Genomic DNA, 18,273 nt, shown 5'->3' on the forward strand with positions numbered 1-18,273 from the left:
GATTGTTGGTGCAATGTGCACGAGCCTATATGCAACGGCTAGAGCGGCAAACGGGACGATTGGCTGATTGGGTCAGGTCTATGTTGACTCGGCGACATTCGAATGTTGTGGCTTGTGCACTAGCCAACAAGTTGGCCCGCACGGCTTGGGCGCTGGCGGCACGGCATACCGAATTTCGGGCAATGCCAACCTGACGCGCCCCTATTTACTTTTGTACTGACACACCCACCTGGTTTTGCGACTGTGATATTGGATGACGTGAACGGCATACCGGCCTGACTGATAACCTGGCAAAAGAATAGGCTTTCTAGGCCGAGGGTCTTTTTAGGACAGTCAGGCGCGATTCTCATCGTGGCGCGGAGAACATTCTCCATCAAGACGCCGGATAGATTTAAGCAAGCCAACCACAACACCCGAAATCAAGGTTGCAAAAAAGGGGGTGACCATAGATTTTTTTGGGCAGATGAGCGGGTGAACAGAGGAGGGGACTGGTCGGCAGCCCGGCCATCAAGCGCGGGGGTCTTCCACCTTGATGTTGGCGGGGACCCGCTTTTTGCCCAGCACCATGGCGCGGACCAAATCGCTGCGGGTGAGGCGATCGGTCAGGAGTACCACTGCCGCATGGACGCCAACGGCGGCCATCAGGGTGTTAGCGATGATGCCGTGCAGCTCCTCCAGCCACTCCTCGCCCCAGAAGGCATCCCAGGTGGTGAGCCAGCCGGTGACGACGGTCCCGACCAGGGACAGCAGCAGCAGCCAGATCATCAGGGAGCCGACCGGATTGTGGCCGAGGTAGTAGGGGTGGCGCCCCTGGGCGAGCTGGCGCAGGTAGTAGCGGACCCGGGCAGGGGTTGGCCACCACTGGCCGAAGCGGGCGTAATAGGGGCCGACCAGCCCCCACAGCAGGCGGATGATGAGTAGGATGCCCACCGCGTAGCCAGCATATCTGTGGGGTTTGCTGCCCTCTTCCAGCACGAAGAAGTTGAGCAGGCAGAGGGTGACGGTCGCCCAGTGAAACACCCGGATGAGGGGATCCCAGACTTTCACTTCAGAGGCAGGTGTCATGGCAAGGCTCCATGGTGGGGGCCGGGGGAAGACCGGCCCGGGGCGGCGTTACTCGTCGATCTCTTCTTTCACCTTTTTCAGGTCGGTCGGGTCGAAGTAGATCTCGACCTTACGCTTCTCCTTGTCCCAGCCGTAGATCTCGTAGCAGCCGGTCTTGGTGGCCTTGAACTTCTTGATGTCGTAGCCCATCGCCTTGATCTGCTGCTGGGCGTCGGCTTCGCTCATCCACTTGCTCTTGTCGGCCTGGGTGCATTGGGGGTCGGCCAGGGCTGCGCCGCTCAACAGGGGGATCAGTAACAACAGGGGGGTCAGTTTCATTGCTTGCTCCTTGCGGGTGGTTGGGTCAACAGTCGCAAGGCTAATCAAGGAGCATTAAGGAAGAATTAAGGGAAAAGGGAAATGAATGGCTCTCCCCGGCAGGGGGCCGGGGAGAGGGTGATCAGCTCAGCTTGCCCCTGACCAACCACTTGTCCAGCGCATTGGCGAAGCGCTGCTTGTCGGCGGCGTTGAAGGGCGCAGGGCCACCGGTCTGGACGCCGGCAGAGCGCAGCTCCTCCATGAAGTTGCGCATCCCGAGCCGTGCCTGGATGGTCTCCCGGGTGTAGATCTCGCCCCGGGGATTGAGCGCCTCGCCCCCGGCGTCGATGACCCAGGAGGCGAGGGGAATGTCGCCGGTGATCACCAGGTCGCCGGGCTTGACCTGCTGGGCGATGACATGATCTGCCACATCGAAGCCCTTCTCCACCTGCTGGGTCTTGATGAAGGGGGAAGGGGGGACTCTGAGTCCCTGGTTGGCCACTAGCGTGGTCACCACCTGGGCGCGGTGGGCGGCGCGGTAGAGGATCTCCTTGACCGGGATGGGGCAGGCATCGGCATCAACCCAGATGGGCATGGCATGGCTTCCTGTATCTGGAACGGGTGGCGCATCTTAGCATGGCTGGTGCGGGGCGGCTGCCCCGGGGCTGAGTCGTCCCCGCCTTTGGTGTAAGCTGGGGCCTGCACATGAAACGAGAAGGAGACGAGATGGATCGGGTGCCCGGTGACGTGATTTATGGCCTGACCCTGGACGGCAAGGGGGGCATGACCCCGCTGGCCGAAGGTAGCGAGATCCCCGGTGCTCAGCCCGGCTGGCTGCATCTGGACTATGGCAACCCGGAGTCGGCGCGCTGGCTGCTGCAGACGCCGCTGCTGGGGGAGGCGGCCCGTGAGGCCCTGCTCGGCCAGAGCAATCGTCCCAAGCTGGTGCGGATGGGGGAGACGGTGCTGCTGATCCTGCGCGGCATCAACCACAACAAGGATCACAGGCCTGAAGAGATGGTGGCCCTGCGGATCTTCATCACGCCGGATCTCATCATCAGCAGCCGTCGTCGTCCGCTGCTCTCCGAGAAAGATGTGTTCGAGCAGCTGTCGCTGGGGGGCGGTGCCGACACACCCGCCGACTGGCTGGTGGAGATATGCGACGCCCTGACCGACCGGGCCGGGGAGTTCGTCGAGGAGCTGCACGACCAGATCCTGGATCTGGAGGAGATGGTGCTGATGCGTGACCTGCCCGCCAACGGTCGGCTTGCGCGCATCCGCAAGCAGCTCATCATGATCCGTCGCTACCTCTCCCCCCAGCGGGATCTGGTGGCGCGCCTGGCCAACGAGAAGATCAGCTGGCTGGACGAAGATGACAGGCGACGCCTGCTCGACATCGCCGACCGCTTGCGGCGCTGGCTCGACGATCTGGATGCCGGGGTGGCGCGCACCGCCGTGCTGGCGGACGAGATCAACAACCTGATGGCGGAGGCGACCAACCGCCGCGCCTACCAGATGTCGGTGATGGCGCTGCTGTTCCTGCCCGCCAGCTTCCTGACCGGCCTGTTCGGCATCAACCTGGGGGGGATCCCCGGGGCCGAGAGTCCGACCGCCTTCTGGGTGTTCTGTGGCTTCCTGCTGGTGCTGGCGACCGGACTGGCGGTCTGGCTCAAGCACAGGCGCTGGTGGTAAGGAGTGAACATGACGACATGGGAATCTTTTGGCGTGACCCTGCTGCTGTTGCTGGGGCACACCCTGGTGCGCGGCCTCATTCACAAGAGCCTGATGGCCCTTGGCCAGAGCCGGCAGGTGAGCGAGAACCGGGTACTCTACGTGGAGCACGTATTCCACTTCCTGCTGGGCTGCGCCACCTTGCTGATCCTGGCCGGGGTCTGGGGGCTCGACTTCTCCCGGCTGGTGGTGCTCGCCTCCTCCTTCTTCGCGGTACTGGGGGTCGCCATGGTGGCCCAGTGGTCGATCCTCTCCAACATCACCGCCAGCATTACCATCTTCTTCGCCTTCCCCTACAAGATTGGCGATCGCATCCGCATCCTCGACAAGGATGACTCCGTCACCGGCATTATCACCGAGATCGGCCTCTTCTACGTGCGGGTGCGGGATGACAACGGCGATCTGGTCACCTATCCGGCGAACCTTATTCTGCAAAAGCCGGTGAGGCGGCTGGAGGGAAAGGAGGCTGAGTCCACGCAGCCGGAATGAGAAAAGGCTCCCTCGGGAGCCTTTTTCGATGGCTGTTCAGCGTTCGAAGAAGCGGTAGAGGTGCTCGACCTGGACGGGGCAGTCGGCCACCAGGTGGATGTGGTCCCGTGCCTCCTCGGTGGACGAGAAGCTCATGGGGCACCCCAGAGTGTCCGTCATCACGTAGAGGTGGCCGTCCTGCCCCCCTGAACTCCACGATCCAGCCGGGGGAGACGATGTCGTGCATGATCTCCGCCTCCTTGAACCTGTGCTGCTGGTGAAGCGCGCGCAATTCACTGACTGTCATGACATCCTCCTATGACTCATGGCGCCACCCTCAAGTCTAGTTCTCCTTCCCGGTGGCGCCGTCATCGGATCAGGGCGCCGTCGCCCCCTCCCGGGGTGGTTGCAGGGCGATCAGCAGCTCCCCGGACAGCGGCGTGACAGGGCCGGTGACCACCCTGGGTCTGGCCCTGGCATCCAGCACGAACAGAGGAATGGCGCCGGGATTGGCATCCTGATACTGGTCCCAGTCGAAGGTGTCGCTCAGGCGGGTCGCCTTGATCTGCCCGCCCCGGCTCAGCAGGCCGCTCAGCCTGGCGAAGTTGATGTCGGCACCGAACAGGTTCTGGCGGGCACGGAAGGTGGCGCTCTCCCGGTTGGCCTTGCCGTGCTGTTCGCTGGAACGCAGGGAGTGGACCTTCTCCTCCCCGTAGAGGTGGGCGAAGTGCAGCACCCCGAGGGCGTTGTTGTGGCGGCTGGGAGAGAGCGCCAGCACGGTGCTGATGCTGGTGAGGGGCAGGTGCCGTTCGGCGTGCTCCGACTGGGGGTTGCCGAAGTAGCAGGGCAGGCCGCTCATGCGGGCCAGCTTGCAGTGCTCCCAGGCAGGATCGGAGAGCTGCACCGGGATCCCCTGGTCCGCCAGCGCCTTGCCGATGGCCCGGGCCACCGAGTTGGCGCCGATGAGCAGCCAGACATTGGGGGCGCTCTGGCGCATGTCGAGCAATCTGGCCAATGGCGTGGCCGTCAGGCTCTGCAGCACCACGGTGAAGATGATGACCGCAAACACCAGGGGCACCAGCTTGTCGGCATCCTCGATGCCGGCCTCGTGCATGCTGATGGCGAAGGAGGCGCTGACCGCCGCCGCCACTATGCCCCGGGGGGCTATCCAGGCGAGCAGGGCGCGGGCGCGCCAGGGCAGGTCCGACCCCCGGGTCGAGACCAGGATGCAGAGCGGGCGGGCCACGAACTGCACCACGCACAGCAGGGCCAGCACCATGGGGCCGAGCTGCCAGAGCTGGGCCAGATCGAGGCGGGCCGCCAGCAGGATGAAGAGGGAGGAGATGAGAATGACGGCGAGATCCTCCTTGAAGGCCAGCACCTCCTCCAGATCCAGCCCGTCCTGGTTGGCGAGCCAGATGCCGAACACCGTCACCGCCAGCAGGCCGGATTCGTGACTGAGCCAGTCAGACAGGGTGAAGGTCACCAGCACCAGCGCCAGTACCCCGAACTTGTGCAGGCTGACCGGCAGCCAGTCCTTGCGGATGAGCAGGGTGGTGAGCCAGCCGGCACCGACCCCGATGAGCGACCCCACTCCCACCGTCTTGGCCAGGGCCAGCAGGGTATGACCGACCAGATCCCCCTGGCTGCCGAGGCGCACCGCCTCGAACACCAGTACCGCGAACAGGGCGCCGATGGGGTCGATGACGATCCCCTCCCAGCGCAGGATCTTGTCCACCTCCCGGACCGGGCGGATCACGTTGAGCATGGGGGCGATCACCGTGGGGCCGGTCACTACCAGCACGGCGCCGAGCACCATGGCGACCCGCCAGTCCAGCCCAAGCAGGAAGTAGCTGGCGGCGCCGATGACGGCAAAGCTGGTCACCATGCCGGTGGAGCAGAGGTTGCGTACCACCTTGCCGATCCCCTTGAGTTCGGTCAGGTGCAGGGTCAGCGCCCCTTCAAACAGGATGATGGCGACCGAGAGGGAAACCAGGGGAAACAGCAGATCCCCCAGCAACTGATCGGGATCGAGCAGACCGGTCACCGGGCCGAGCAATAGGCCGCTCAGCAACAGGAACAAAATGGCGGGAACGCGCACGGACCAGGCAAGCCATTGGGCGAGCAGGGAGATGAGGGCTATTCCGGCGAGGGAGAGAGCAATCATGCCAACCTCGTACAGGTGATGGGGTTGGACCTAGTGTAGCGGGGAAGGGGGGCAAGATGACACCCGCCAGGCGTGCAGGGGAGAGCCGCTCAGATCAGATGGGGCTCTCTTTGTGGAGTTCGGTGACGCAATCGGTCACCGCCAGCACCAGGGCGGAGCGCACCATCTGATCGAGCCGGTTGAGCTGCATCTGGTAGAGGGGCCAGTCCTCCTCGTTGGCCGGGGGATCCTGCGGCATCATGCTGCCCTGCTGGATGGCATTCAGGCGCTCGAGCAGATCGCGGACCGGCTTGTCGCTGAAGCGGTAATCCTTGGGGTCGCGTACCAGAAAGTCGCGGATCTTCAGGTACGCCTCGAGATCCTGATAGCGCTCGAGGGAGATGAGGCCGAGGGCGAAGATGAGCTTGAGGCGCACCTCCAGCTGGCCGAGGGGGCCGCTCTGGTTGAGCAGGGGTTCGATGGCGTATTTGACGGCATACTCCTCCTGACGAAAGGCTCGCCGCATCAGGGAGTCGACCGCCTCTTCCAGGATGGTCACGACCTCGAGAAAGAAGCCGCGGGGGCCATCCTGCTCGTTCAGTCGCTCCAGTACTTCATCTTCCTGGTGTGTGGTCATAAGTGCTTTGGGTCCGGCTGACAGGGGGAGAGCAGGCCCTCCCCCGGTTTGTATCGTACGGGGTCCGTCACGGGCGGTGTGACGCCACCCCATCAGGTCACTTCAAGTTGTTGTAACGGGCGACGATGGTGCGTACCACATCGCTGTGCTCATCCAGGCCGGTGACGCGGGCCAGGGTTCGTGCCGGACCAAGTTCCGCCAGCATGGCCTGCAGCTCCACCGCCTGGGGATCGTCCTCATTGCGGTAATGCAGTGCGGCGGCGATGCCCTCCTGCAGGTGATCGCTCGGCAGGCCGTACTCCAGGGTGCCGAGCAGCGGCTTCACCAGCCTGTCCCCCGCCGCCAGCTTGCGCAGCGGCTGGCGACCGACCCGGTCAATCTCGTCCACCAGATAGGGGTTGGCGAAGCGGGAGAGGATCTTCTCGATGTAGGCGGCGTGCAGGCGCGGGTCGAAGCCGTAGCGTTTCACCAGCACGGCCCCGCTCTCCTCCATGGCGCGGCGCACCTTGCTGCGGATCAGCGGATCCTCGATCGCCTCGCGCACGGTGCGATATCCCCTGAGCTTGCCGAGATAGGCGGTGACGATGTGGCCGGTGTTGAGGGTGAACAGCTTGCGCTCGACGAAGGCCATCAGGTTGTCGGTGGGCTCCATGCCCGCTACCTGGGGCATCTCCCCCTTGAACTGGGTCCGATCGACGATCCACTCGCTGAAGCTCTCCACCGTCACCTCCAGGGGATCGTCGTTCGCCGCGGCGGGCGGAACGATGCGATCCACCGCCGAGTCGACGAAGCCGACGCACTGCTCGAGGGTGGCATGATACGCGACCGGCAGGTACTTGAGTACCTCCTCCTTGAGGTGGCTGGTGCCGCGCACCATGTTCTCGCAGGCGATGACGTTGAGGGGAGTCAGGTTGCCAGCATCGAAGCGGGCCTGCAGCCCCTTGGCCAGGGTGCTGGCAATCTTGTCCAGGATGTTGGGGCCGACCGCCGTGGTGACCAGATCGGCGGTGATGATACGGGCGATCACCTCGTGTCCGGCGGAGCTGACGGCGGCAACGTTGCGCACCACGTCCAGCTTCTGATCCGTGCCCACCACGTGCACCTTGTACTCCTGGCGGTGGTTGAGCTGGTCGATCAGGGTCTCGTTGACGTCGGCGAAGGTGACCTGATGGCTGGCGTCAGCCAGCAGTTTGCCGATGAAGCCCCGACCGATGTTCCCGGCACCAAAATGCAATGTTTTCATGATATTAACCTCTACAACCAAAGACGATGACGGATGATTACGCGGCCTGCTCGGCCCCCAGCAGATCCAGGAACTCCTGGGGATCCTGGGTGCTGGCCAGACGGTCGACGAGACCGGGCTCATCCAGTGCATTGGTCAGGCGGGTTATGACCTGTATGTGTTCATCGTTGCGGGCGGCAATGCCGATGACCAGGCGCGCTACCTCATCGGCGCCCTCGCCGAAGGCGACTCCGGCCGGGTACTGGCAGATGACGATGCCGGTACGCTTCACGTGCTCCTTGGCGGCGATGGTGCCGTGGGGCACGGCGATGGATTCGCCGAGGTAGGTGGAGACCAGCTGTTCGCGCTCCAGCATGGCGTCGACGTAGTCGGGCGCCACGTAGCCCCGCTCCGCCAGCAGCTTGCCGGCGGTCACGATGGCCGCTTCCTTGCTCTCGGCCTTGAGGCCCAGGTGCACGTCCTGCAGGCTCAGGGTGAAGACTTCCGGATCCTGCGGCTCGTAGCTGTCGTCGTTGGCCGCCACCAGCAGTTGCGGGTTGGCGACGTCATCGTTGGCCGCGTTGGCCAGGCTGAGGCTCTGCACCAGCTCCTGATAGAGGGCGTTGTCGAGGAAGTTGGTCAGCGAAATGTGCTGTGCATGCGGCGCATGGCGACGGGCACGGTCGGTGAGATCCTTGTGGGTGATGACCAGATCCACCTGATCGTCCAGGTTGTTGATGGCACGGTTGGTCACGCTGATGTCGAGACCGGCGGCCTGCACCCGCTTGCGCAGCATGCCGGCGCCCATGGCGCTGGAGCCCATGCCCGCATCGCAGGCGACGACGATGTTGCGCACTGCGGTCAGCTCGGTTTCCGGCTTCTTGGCGGCGGTGGTCTCGGGCTTGGCACCCTTCATGGCCTTCATCTTGCGGGTGGCTTCACCCAGGGCATCGGCCTCGTCGGCTTCCGGCTGCTGGGCACGGACGAACACGGCGGCGACCAGGAAGGAGACGGTGGCGGAGGCGACGATGGAGAGCAGCACCCCGATGAGGGAGGCTTTCGGCGTCATCAGCAGCACGGCGAAGATGGAGCCCGGGGAGGCGGGGGAGACCAGACCGGCGTTGAACAGGGTCAGGGTGAAGACCCCGGTCATGCCGCCTGCGATCACCGCCAGGATGAGGCGCGGGTTCATCAGCACGTACGGGAAGTAGATTTCGTGGATGCCGCCGAAGAAGTGGATGATGGACGCACCGGCTGCGGACTGCTTGGCGGCGCCACGGCCGAACACCATGTAGGCCAGCAACACGCCCATGCCCGGACCCGGGTTCGCTTCGATCAGGAAGAAGATGGAGCGGCCCTGTTCGGTGGCTTGCTGGATCCCGAGCGGCGAGAAGATACCGTGGTTGATGGCGTTGTTCAGGAACAGGATCTTGGCCGGCTCGACGAAGATGGAGGTGAGGGGCAGCATGTGGTTGTCCACCAGGAAGCCGACACCGCTCGCCAGCACGCCGGAGAGCACCTTGACGAAGGGACCGATGACGAAGAAGGCGAGAATGGCGAGCAACATGCCGATGATGCCGGCGGAGAAGTTGTTCACCAGCATCTCGAAGCCGCTCTTGACACGACCTTCCATCGCCTTGTCGAAACGCTTGATGGCCCAGCCACCCAGCGGGCCGACCATCATGGCGCCCATGAACATGGGGATGTCGGTCCCCACGATGACGCCCATGGTGGTGATGGCACCGACCACGGCACCCCGGTCCCCCCCGATCAGCTTGCCGCCGGTATAGCCGATGAGCAGCGGCAGCAGGTAGGTGATCATGGGACCAACCAGCTTGGCCAAGGTTTCATTGGGCAGCCAGCCAGTGGGGATGAAGAGGGCGGTGATGAAGCCCCAGGCGATGAAGGCGCCTATGTTGGGCATGACCATATTGGACAGGAAGCGTCCAAAATTCTGTATCTTGACTTTGGTATCCGGTGATAACATGTCGGGACCCCGTTTTAAGCCTGTGTGATTAAAAGTGGTAGTCGGGATGACGAGTTTTGCCGAACTCCCATCCCAGTCGTCTAAGCAACTTCAATTTACCAGCTTGTGATCAAATTAGGCTGAAAACGGGGTGTCTTGTGACCTAGATCTCAAATACCCCGACCTCCCCCTCCCGACATAGTGATGACGATCACAGTCAGTCGCTGTATTTCGGCTACATTTCGATCTTCTCGCCTCTTGGTGTCAATTTTTTGTGATTGATGTCTCGTTTTGTGGTTTGCGCAAATACGGTGTCAACGTGACTATCGTCACAAAATCAAATTTTGCACTCAAATGAGTCATGGTTTGTCGCCTCGTATTCGCAAGTAATGACGATGGATATGCCGCATTTCATCGTTAATCACCAATGAATCATTTATTTTGTAGCCCACTTTCAGTTTTTTCCCCGAGAGGATCGGTTCCGACAAGGCCTCTTGTGACGCCCGGGTGGCGGATCCTGATCCGCTCCCGTCTCGCTCCTCCCTGCCGGTAGCGACGCAGGCTGGGGCCTGCGAGCGGGTCTCCCATTCCGTCTGCCCGTGGAGCGCAGCCATAAAAAAAGCCCGCAGGATGCGCAATGCTGTTCAGATAAGCACATTTTTGACTAATTATTCATAAATGCGACTTGAGTTGGGGGAGCAAGGCTGTTTCCAGTCGATGTTCCTTCAGCCTTTATCCAGCGTGGCTTGCAATAGAAAGAGGGAGGCATCATGCCTCCCTCATTTTTTAGCCCTGATACTACGTGGACTGGAACTCAAATTCTCTTAAGTGAACAGCATTGCGCAGGATGCGGGCTTGTGCAGAGCAGACAAGCAGGGGGATCACTGCGCCTTGGGGGCCTCGTCGGCAGGCGCGGCATCGGCCTCGCTGGTCGGGGCGACCGGTGCCGGACCTGGCACCAGATCCACCGCCGGCTTGGCGATGAGGGAGCGGGTCTCTTCCACCGCCTCGGTCAGCTTCACCTCGATGATCTGGCCGAGCTCGTAGACCACCTCGGTCTTGTCCAGATAGACGCGGCCGTTGTCCCAGTTGCACTCCAGCCGATCCTTGTTGTCCAGGATATGGCGGGCGGGCATGAACACCACGGCGCCGTTCTCCTGCAGGCGCAGCTTGAGGCCGGCTCGCATCACGTCGATGATCTCGGCGTTGAACACCTTGTCGGTGCCCGCATCGGCCTTGAGGTAGCGCACATAGAGCCAGTCGCCGATGTCGCGCTCCACCATGCGGTGCAGGCGGCGGCAGGCGGTCAGGTGCTCGGTCAGCTCCAGGCTGGGGCGCTCACCCGGGGTCTTGCCGGCGATGACCGCCTTGAGTAGGCGATGGTTGACCATGTCGCCGTATTTGCGGATGGGGGAGGTCCAGGTGGCGTAGGCATCCAGACCCAGGCCGTAGTGGGCACCCGGTTCGGCGGACATCAGGGCATAGCTCTGGAAGCGGCGGATCTTGCCGTCCAGCCAGCGGGTGTCCAGGTTGTCTATCCAGCGTCGCAGGGCGCAGAAGCCGGAGAGGCTGGCGATCTCTTCCTTCTCGAACGGGGCCTCGGCGGTCTTGAGCAGCTCGATGGCGCCGTCCAGGGACTCCTCGTCAAAGCCGGTGTGGACGTTGAAGATGCCGTAGCCGACCTCTTTGCCCAGCACGCGGCCGGCGCAGATGTTGGCGGCGATCATCGACTCTTCCACCATGCGGTTGGCGATGCGGCGCGGCTCCACGTGGATGGCAAGCACTTCGCCGTCTTCACCCAGCTCGAAGTCGTAGTCGGGTCTGTCCGGGAACACCAGGGCGTGCTCGGTACGCCACTTGATGCGGGCCTCCGTCATCGCCTTCATCAGGGGCAGCTGGGCCAGGACGCCGGCGTCGATATCCAGCGCTTTGCCGTGCTCGGCCCAGTCGGAGACGTCGTCATAGGTGAGGCGGGCATGGGAATTGATGCGGGCGGTGAAGAACTCGGTCTCCTCCAGCAGCAGGCCATCCTCGGCGATGAGCAGACGGGCGCACAGGGTGTTACGCTCCTCGCCCTCTTTCAGGGAGCAGAGCTCGTCGGAGAGGGTGCGCGGGATCATGGGTACGTTGCGTCCCGGCATGTAGACGGTGAAGGCGCGCTGGGCGGCCTCCTTGTCCAGCTCGCTCCCCTCGGCCACATAGGCGGTCGGGTCGGCGATGGCCACCAGCAGCTCCCAGCCGTTCTCCAGCTTGGTGATGGCCAGGGCATCGTCCATGTCCTTGGTCTTGGCACCGTCGATGGTGAAGAAGGGAACCCGGGTCAGATCCCGGCGGGGCAGCTCTTCCTCTTCGATCACCTTCCACTCCGGCAGGTCCGCCGGTTCAATCTGGGCCAGGTTGTGGCGCGCCAGCACCACCCACCAGGGCACGTTGTGATCTTCCTGGGTGGCGATGAGCTGGGTGATCTCGGCGGAGAAGTTGCCGTCCACCAGGGCATGGCGCTTGAGGGTGGCAACCACCCAGTCCCCTTCCTTGAAGGATTTCTCGTCCAGACCCTTCTTGGCGCGGGCCTTGATGGCGTCCTTGATGAGGGGGTGGTCGGGCACCACGTTGAGGCGGTCGCGGAACATCTTGACGCGGCCGACGAAGCGGGTGACGGCCTGTTCCAGCAGGGCATCCGGCTCGGCCACCTCTTTCTCTTTTTCAGTGCGGATCAGGGCGCTCACCCGGTCACCGTGCATCACCTTCTTCATGTAGGGAGGCGGCACGAAATAGCTGGTCTTCTCATCGACCTCCAGGAAGCCGAAGCCCCGATCGGAGGCGCGGATCACACCCTCTTTCTTGGGGATGTTTTCGCGGATTTGTTGCTTGAGCTGGGCCAGCAGCGGATTGTCTTGGAACATAAATGGGGAACCTGAGTGGAGACCTGATGGTTAATCGCCCAGCACTATACGTTTTTACCCCCCCAAAGCCAAGGTGAATGGCCCCCTCAACGGGGTTGCAGTGCCCGTCGCCCCTGCTGGATCAGGCGCTGGGATATCTGCTTGTGCAGCCCCCGCTCCAGCACCCAGCGGTGCCAGTAGAGCTGCTCGACCAGGTGGTGATCCGGGTTGAGATCGAGCAGGCGCCCCTCTTCCAGTTGCTGGCGGATCTGCAATTCCGGGATGAGGCAGCAGGCCAGCCCCTGCTCCGCCATGGCGACGAAGGCCTCGGAGGATCGCACCGTGTGGCAGGGGTAGCCACCGGGGGGGAGGGCGAAATGACGGGCCATGTAGCTGATGTGCATGTCGTCGCGCTGATCGAAGGCCACCGCCGGCGCCTTGGCCAGGGCCGCCGCCGTGAGGCCGTTCGGGAAGTGGCGGGCGACGAAGGCGGGGCTGGCGGTGAGCAGATAGCGCATCTCGCCGAGTTCGTCGACGCAGCAGCCCGCCAGCGGCTGGGGTTGCAGGCTGACGGCGCCGAACGCCTGCCCCTCGCGCACCCGGTCCAGGGTGCGGCTCTCGTCATCCACCAGCAGGTTCAGCTCGATGGGGTATTGCTCCAGCAGTGGTGCCAGGGCGGGCAGGAACCAGGTGGCCAGGCTGTCGGCATTGACGGCGATGCTGACCCGGATGGGGGCCCTGGGCTCGTCGGGGGAGAGCTCGCCGGCCAGCTCCAGCTCCAGCTGGCGCACCTGGCGATAGTGGGCCAGCAGCTTCTGGCCGAGCCCCGTGGCCTGCAGCGGCTGGCTGCGGATGATGAGCGGCTCCGCAAACTGCTGCTCCAGCTGCTTGATGCGCTGGGAGATGGCGGACTGGGTAATGTGTAGGCGCTGGGCGGCACGCTCGAAGTTTTGCTCCCGGATCACCGCGTCCAGGGCCAGCAGCAGCTTGTAGTCCAGCGTCTTCATCAGCATTCCTTATGAAAAAAGGGAGTTCAGCAAGAATGCTACTCAAGGGAGCGTCAGAGGACAACCTGACCGCCCCCATGGAGGGGGCCCGTGCCCGGGGCTGCCCCTGTGAGATGTGACAGTAGTCCTGACATGAGATTCATAAGATACTCACCCGGTCCGTTTTTGCATGGGGTGGAAACGGACCATAGCGAGCGTCTTGAATCCCGGGCCGGTCCCGGGACTTTTTTTGCTCAGATGACGGCGAGCAGTGCATCCCCCGCCGGCCGGTAATGGCCCTGCAGGGGGCGATGGACGGCGCGGTCGAAACGCTCGTCCAGGTGGAAGCGGATACCGACCCCGCGCACGGCCCCCAGATCCACCGCCTGGCGATGGCTGAGGCGCTCGATGGGCAGGCCGAGGCGGCGGAAGATGCGCTCCACCGGCAGGCTGACCACGGCCACCAGCTCGCGGATCCCCTGCTCCCTGGCGAAGGCCAGCACCTCGCGGAAGATGACGCAGGTGAGTTCGCTGATGCCGTTCTCCAGGCGAGGGGCCCGGTCGGCGTCGATGGCGAGGCGGGTCAGCTCCCACACGTCGTTGCCGCGCGGCGGGGCTTCGCCAGCGAGGGCGGTGGGGAAGATGCTGGGCAGCATGTAATCCTGGGCGCAACTGAGCAGGCGGATGCAGCCGCACAACCCCTGCTTGTCTTCAATCAGCACCCAGTGGGTGTCGGGCTTGTCGAAGTTGTCCCGCTCCAGGCCACGGCGGGATTCCACGTCCCAACCGAGTCGATCGGAGAAGACGCGGTTGCGAAATCGGTAGAGCTCGTTTTCGACCTCCCATCTGGGGTGTTCTTTCAATTTTCCTTTGAAAACAAGCATTCATGTCTCTCCATTTCATGGTTAGGCGCTATAATCCAAGGCCTTGGCCAGGGGAGGCTTGCCTATGACACGCGACCAACTGCTTGAGTACCTGGAACATTTCACGCTGGTGACCGATGGCAACCGGTTGTCCGAGCTCATCGGCCGCTTCACCCTGGGAATGGGTTACGACTACTACCGCTTCGCCCTCATCCTGCCCATGTCGATGCAAAGGCCCAAGGTGGTGCTGTTCAACCAGTGCCCCGACTCCTGGGTACAGGCCTACACCCTGAACAACATGCTGGCCTGCGATCCCATCATCCAGCTCGCCCGCAGGCAGACCCTGCCCATCTACTGGAACCGGCTGGACGAGAAGGCGCGCTTCCTGCAAGAGGGGAGCATGGATGTGATGGGGCTGGCGGCGGAATTCGGGTTGCGCAACGGCATCTCGTTCCCGCTGCACGGGGCGGCGGGGGAGAACGGCATACTCTCTTTCATCACCCGGGAGCGGGCGTCGAGCGATCTGATGCTGGAGTCCTCGCCCATCCTCTCCTGGATGTCCAACTACATCTTCGAGGCGGCGATCCGGATCGTGCGCCAGAGCATGAGGGAGGACGATCCCCAGGAGCCCCTGACGGAGCGGGAAACCGAGTGCCTGTTCTGGGCAAGCGAAGGGAAGACATCGGGGGAGATCGCCTGCATCCTCGGCATCACGGAGCGCACTGTGAACTACCACCTCAATCAGGTCACCCGCAAGACGGGGTCGATGAACCGCTACCAGGCCATCGCCAAGGGGGTGAGCAGCGGCATCCTGCTGCCGAACCTGGAGCAGGTGGTGGTCACCAACTTCCCCTCCCTGCTGCAGTGAATACAGGCCCGGCGGCACCGGCTCGTCGCCTGGCATCCCCTCTGTCGCCATCACCGCTGTCCTGCGCCGTCCCATCCTGCCGCCGATTCTCGGGGCGGGGCTGTGACCCCACAATTGTCAGATCCTGCAATTGACAACCTTCTTTGTGTGGTTTCGACCCGGTTTTCATCAGTTTTATGAATGCATCAGAAAATGAATGAATTTCTCTGATTACCCGCGCCCCCTTATAGTGCGTTTCTCTCTTTCACAGGAACGCATCCCCATGTTCGCCACCACCCTGCAAGGCTTTACCCTCGGCCTCGCCATGATCATCCCCATCGGGGCCCAGAATGCCTTCGTGCTGAGCCGGGGCATTCACCGCAATCACCACCTGCTGACGGCGACCCTCTGCTGCCTGTGCGATCTCGTGCTGATCGGCATCGGGGTGTTCGGCGGGGCCAACCTGCTGGCGGCCAGCCCGATCGGCCTGGCCCTGCTGACCTGGGGCGGCGTGCTCTTCCTCGGCTGGTTCGGTATCCGTTCCCTGCGCAGTGCCTGGCGCGGCCAGGAGGCGGCCCTGGCGGACTCGCCCCGGTTGATGGGGGTCAAGAGCGTGCTGGCCATGACCCTCGGAGTCACTCTGCTCAATCCCCATGTCTACCTGGATACCCTGATGTTGCTTGGTTCCTTCGGCAGCCAGTTTGCCGAGGAGCTCAGACCCGCCTTCGCGGCGGGGGCCATGCTGGCTTCCCTGGTCTGGTTCTACGGACTGGCGTTCGGGGCGGCGGCACTCTCCCCCTGGCTTGCCCGGGGCCGGGTGCAGCAAGCCATTGATCTTGTTGTAGGTCTCATCATGCTGGTGCTGGCGGTCAAGCTGGCATTGGGTGCCATACCGGCCTCATGAGGCTATTTTTGTGCCGGGCTTCATAAAAATGAGTCCCGGTGCCATCTGCTGACATATTCGTCTGTTAAATTCCCGGCGCTGGTAAAGCGTTACACATAATAAAAGGGAAAAAACAGTGAATAACACCATGAAGCTGGGGGCTATTGCCGCCATCGTGCTGCTGTCTGCCTGCAGCAACGAGAATGACAGCAAGGCGCAGCCGGGGACCGTCTCCCTGCGCCTGATCCAGACCTCCGACATCCACTCCAACGTGCTGGGGTACGACTACTACCAGAACAAGGAGGATCGCAAGTTCGGCCTCTCCCGCACCGCCCTGCTGATCCGCGCCGCCCGCGCCGAGAACCCCAACAACCTGCTGCTCGACAATGGCGACCTCATTCAGGGCACGCCGCTGGCGGACTACATCTTCGAGCAGTCCGGTGCCGGCTACCTCGAGAGGCAGGCGCACCCGGTGTTCAAGGCGATGAACGAGCTGGGCTACGACGCGGGCAACCTGGGCAACCACGAGTTCAACTACGGCCTGGACTACCTCGGCAAGGTGCTGGCGGGAGCCGACTTCCCCTATGTGAACGCCAACGTGTTCGAGGCGGGGGCCTTCAAGCGCGATGCCAAGGGGCAAATTGACTGGAGCGGCAACAAGTTCACCCCCTATCTGCTGCTGGAGCGCGAGGTGACCGATGACAAGGGCCAGCGCCAGAGCGTCAAGGTGGGCATCCTGGGTCTGACCCCGCCCCAGGTGCTGCAGTGGGACAAGCGTCATCTGGAGGGCAAGGTGGTGGTGGCCGACATGGTCGAGACCGCCAATCACTATGTGCCCGAGCTGCGCGCCAAGGGCGCCGACATCGTGGTGGTGGTGGCTCACACCGGCATCAATGCCAGCAGCTACGAGGCCATGATGGAGAACTCCGCCTGGCATCTGGCCAAGGTGAAAGGGGTGGATGCCCTGATGCTGGGCCACGCCCACAAGAACTTCCCCGGGGACTTCCCGGATCTGCCGGAGGTGGACAACCAGGCCGGTACCCTTAGCGGCATCCCCACCGTGATGCCCGGCTACTGGGGCAACCACCTCGGCATCATCGACCTCAAGCTGGAACAGGTGGACGGCAAGTGGCAGGTGAAGCAGAGCCAGGCCAGCCTGCGCAAGATCGACGCCAGCGAGGGCAGTGCGGTGGATCAGCGGGTGGTGGACCTGGTGCAGGCGGATCACGACGCCACCAACCAGTGGCTGGACGAGCCGCTCGGCAAGATCACCTCCCCCATCCACAGCTTCTTCGCCCTGGTACAGGACGACCCCTCGGTGCAGCTGGTGAGCGATGCCCAGCGCCGCCACGCGGAGCAATTGCAACAAGACGGCCTGCTCAAGGAGTCCTACCCGATCCTCTCGGTGGCGGCCCCCTTCCGTGGCGGTCGCAACGGCATCAACGACTTCACCTACGTGGCCCAGGGTGACATCTCCCTGCGCAACGTCTCCGACCTTTATATCTATCCGAACACCCTGCAGGTGGTCGAGGTGAACGGGGCCACCGTCAAGGAGTGGCTGGAGATGAGCGCCGGCCAGTTCAACCAGATCGACACCGGCAAGACCGGGGTGCAGTGGCTGGTGAACGAGAGCTTCCCCACCTACAACTTCGATGTGATTGACGGGGTCAGCTACGAGGTGGACATCACCCAGCCGGCCCGCTACAGCAAGGACGGGGTCAAGGTGAGCGACGGCCAGCGCATCAGCGGCCTCACCTTCAACGGCCAGCCCGTGGACCCGGCCCAGAAGTTCTACGTGGTGACCAACAACTACCGCGCCAGCGGCGGCGGCCACTTCCCGGGCATCGACGGCAGCAACATCGTCCATGAAGATCCCTTCGAGACGCGGGAGATCATCGCCCAGTACCTGAAGGCCCAGTCTGCGGACAACCCGGCCGGCTTCAGCCCGGCGGCCAACAACAACTGGCACATGAAGGCCCTGCCCGCCAACGTGGACGTGCGCCTCTACTCCTCGCCGACTGACGAGGCCAAGGCCCTGGCGGGGGCGGATCTGTCGTACCAGTCCACCCTGCCGATGGATGACGCCAAGCACCCCGGCTACGCCATCTACCGCCTGATCCGCCAGTAAGGCAGACGCTGGCAGCCAACAAAAAAGCCCTCGCAGTGCGAGCAATGCTGTTCAGATAAGCACATTTTTGACTAATTATACCAATCAGATTAAAGATGTGATCTAATTGCTCTATTCTGGTTTCACTGTACTCAGTATGTCCGATCCAATCG

Annotated in this window: 15 protein-coding genes and 2 pseudogenes; 6 read left to right on the forward strand and 11 right to left on the reverse strand. The window is 63.1% G+C overall.

Annotated features, from left to right (window positions below):
* Positions 1-194 (forward strand): annotated as a pseudogene (locus OKC30_RS13215) (IS110 family transposase); the annotation flags it as partial.
* Between the two features lie 313 nt (positions 195-507).
* Here OKC30_RS13215 and OKC30_RS13220 read toward each other — a convergent pair.
* The 3 genes from OKC30_RS13220 to OKC30_RS13230 all read right to left on the reverse strand — a co-directional run bounded on the left by OKC30_RS13220 (position 508) and on the right by OKC30_RS13230 (position 1,957).
* Positions 508-1,065, reverse strand: coding sequence for a cytochrome b/b6 domain-containing protein (locus OKC30_RS13220; protein ID WP_041214375.1), 558 nt, complete (start codon positions 1,063-1,065; stop codon positions 508-510).
* Between the two features lie 48 nt (positions 1,066-1,113).
* Entirely contained in the window at positions 1,114-1,383 is a 270-nt protein-coding gene (locus OKC30_RS13225; RefSeq protein ID WP_010672753.1) for a PepSY domain-containing protein, read from the reverse strand.
* Positions 1,384-1,504: 121 nt separating this feature from the next.
* Positions 1,505-1,957, reverse strand: a complete 453-nt coding sequence (locus OKC30_RS13230) for a YaiI/YqxD family protein (RefSeq protein WP_039039769.1) — start codon at positions 1,955-1,957, stop codon at positions 1,505-1,507.
* 131 nt (positions 1,958-2,088) lie between these two features.
* Between OKC30_RS13230 and zntB the strand changes: the two genes are divergently transcribed.
* A complete protein-coding gene (gene zntB / locus OKC30_RS13235) occupies positions 2,089-3,054 on the forward strand; it encodes a zinc transporter ZntB (RefSeq protein ID WP_171865294.1) in 966 nt (321 codons plus the stop codon).
* Between the two features lie 9 nt (positions 3,055-3,063).
* Positions 3,064-3,582: a mechanosensitive ion channel domain-containing protein gene (locus OKC30_RS13240; protein WP_039039767.1), complete on the forward strand. Its 519-nt coding sequence runs from the start codon at positions 3,064-3,066 to the stop codon at positions 3,580-3,582.
* Between the two features lie 36 nt (positions 3,583-3,618).
* On the opposite strand, the pseudogene OKC30_RS21425 reads toward OKC30_RS13240, so the two are convergent.
* The 8 genes and pseudogenes from OKC30_RS21425 to OKC30_RS13280 all read right to left on the reverse strand — a co-directional run bounded on the left by OKC30_RS21425 (position 3,619) and on the right by OKC30_RS13280 (position 14,284).
* Positions 3,619-3,868, reverse strand: a pseudogene (locus tag OKC30_RS21425) (hypothetical protein).
* 69 nt (positions 3,869-3,937) lie between these two features.
* On the reverse strand, positions 3,938-5,728 hold the full coding sequence (locus tag OKC30_RS13250; RefSeq protein ID WP_160838329.1) for a cation:proton antiporter: 1,791 nt from the start codon (positions 5,726-5,728) through the stop codon (positions 3,938-3,940).
* Positions 5,729-5,822: 94 nt separating this feature from the next.
* Positions 5,823-6,344: an MltR family transcriptional regulator gene (locus OKC30_RS13255; RefSeq protein ID WP_010672759.1), complete on the reverse strand. Its 522-nt coding sequence runs from the start codon at positions 6,342-6,344 to the stop codon at positions 5,823-5,825.
* A 97-nt stretch (positions 6,345-6,441) separates the two neighbouring features.
* Complete coding sequence (locus tag OKC30_RS13260; RefSeq protein WP_010672760.1) at positions 6,442-7,587, reverse strand: mannitol-1-phosphate 5-dehydrogenase; 1,146 nt, start codon at positions 7,585-7,587, stop codon at positions 6,442-6,444.
* Positions 7,588-7,624: 37 nt separating this feature from the next.
* Positions 7,625-9,553, reverse strand: coding sequence for a PTS mannitol transporter subunit IICBA (locus OKC30_RS13265; protein ID WP_160838327.1), 1,929 nt, complete (start codon positions 9,551-9,553; stop codon positions 7,625-7,627).
* 860 nt (positions 9,554-10,413) lie between these two features.
* Positions 10,414-12,435 (reverse strand): exoribonuclease II, encoded by a 2,022-nt coding sequence (locus OKC30_RS13270; RefSeq protein WP_270666652.1) that lies wholly within the window; start codon positions 12,433-12,435, stop codon positions 10,414-10,416.
* 86 nt (positions 12,436-12,521) lie between these two features.
* Positions 12,522-13,421, reverse strand: coding sequence for a LysR family transcriptional regulator ArgP (locus OKC30_RS13275; RefSeq protein ID WP_010672764.1), 900 nt, complete (start codon positions 13,419-13,421; stop codon positions 12,522-12,524).
* Between the two features lie 233 nt (positions 13,422-13,654).
* Positions 13,655-14,284, reverse strand: a complete 630-nt coding sequence (locus OKC30_RS13280; protein WP_160838323.1) for an acyl-homoserine-lactone synthase — start codon at positions 14,282-14,284, stop codon at positions 13,655-13,657.
* Positions 14,285-14,348: 64 nt separating this feature from the next.
* On the opposite strand from OKC30_RS13280, the gene OKC30_RS13285 reads away from it, so the two are divergent.
* From OKC30_RS13285 to OKC30_RS13295, 3 genes are all read left to right on the forward strand, one after another.
* Positions 14,349-15,131, forward strand: coding sequence for a LuxR family transcriptional regulator (locus tag OKC30_RS13285; RefSeq protein WP_010672766.1), 783 nt, complete (start codon positions 14,349-14,351; stop codon positions 15,129-15,131).
* A 262-nt stretch (positions 15,132-15,393) separates the two neighbouring features.
* Positions 15,394-16,014 carry an L-lysine exporter gene (lysE, locus tag OKC30_RS13290; protein ID WP_041212291.1) on the forward strand — a complete coding sequence of 207 codons (621 nt, stop codon included), beginning with the start codon at positions 15,394-15,396 and terminating at the stop codon, positions 16,012-16,014.
* 127 nt (positions 16,015-16,141) lie between these two features.
* A complete protein-coding gene (locus OKC30_RS13295) occupies positions 16,142-18,121 on the forward strand; it encodes a bifunctional 2',3'-cyclic-nucleotide 2'-phosphodiesterase/3'-nucleotidase (RefSeq protein ID WP_160838331.1) in 1,980 nt (659 codons plus the stop codon).
* The last annotated feature ends 152 nt before the right edge of the window (positions 18,122-18,273 follow it).

Origin of the sequence: Aeromonas sp. QDB18 (assembly GCF_027705325.1) — a bacterium.
In the GTDB taxonomy this organism is placed as follows: Bacteria; Pseudomonadota; Gammaproteobacteria; order Enterobacterales; family Aeromonadaceae; genus Aeromonas; species Aeromonas caviae.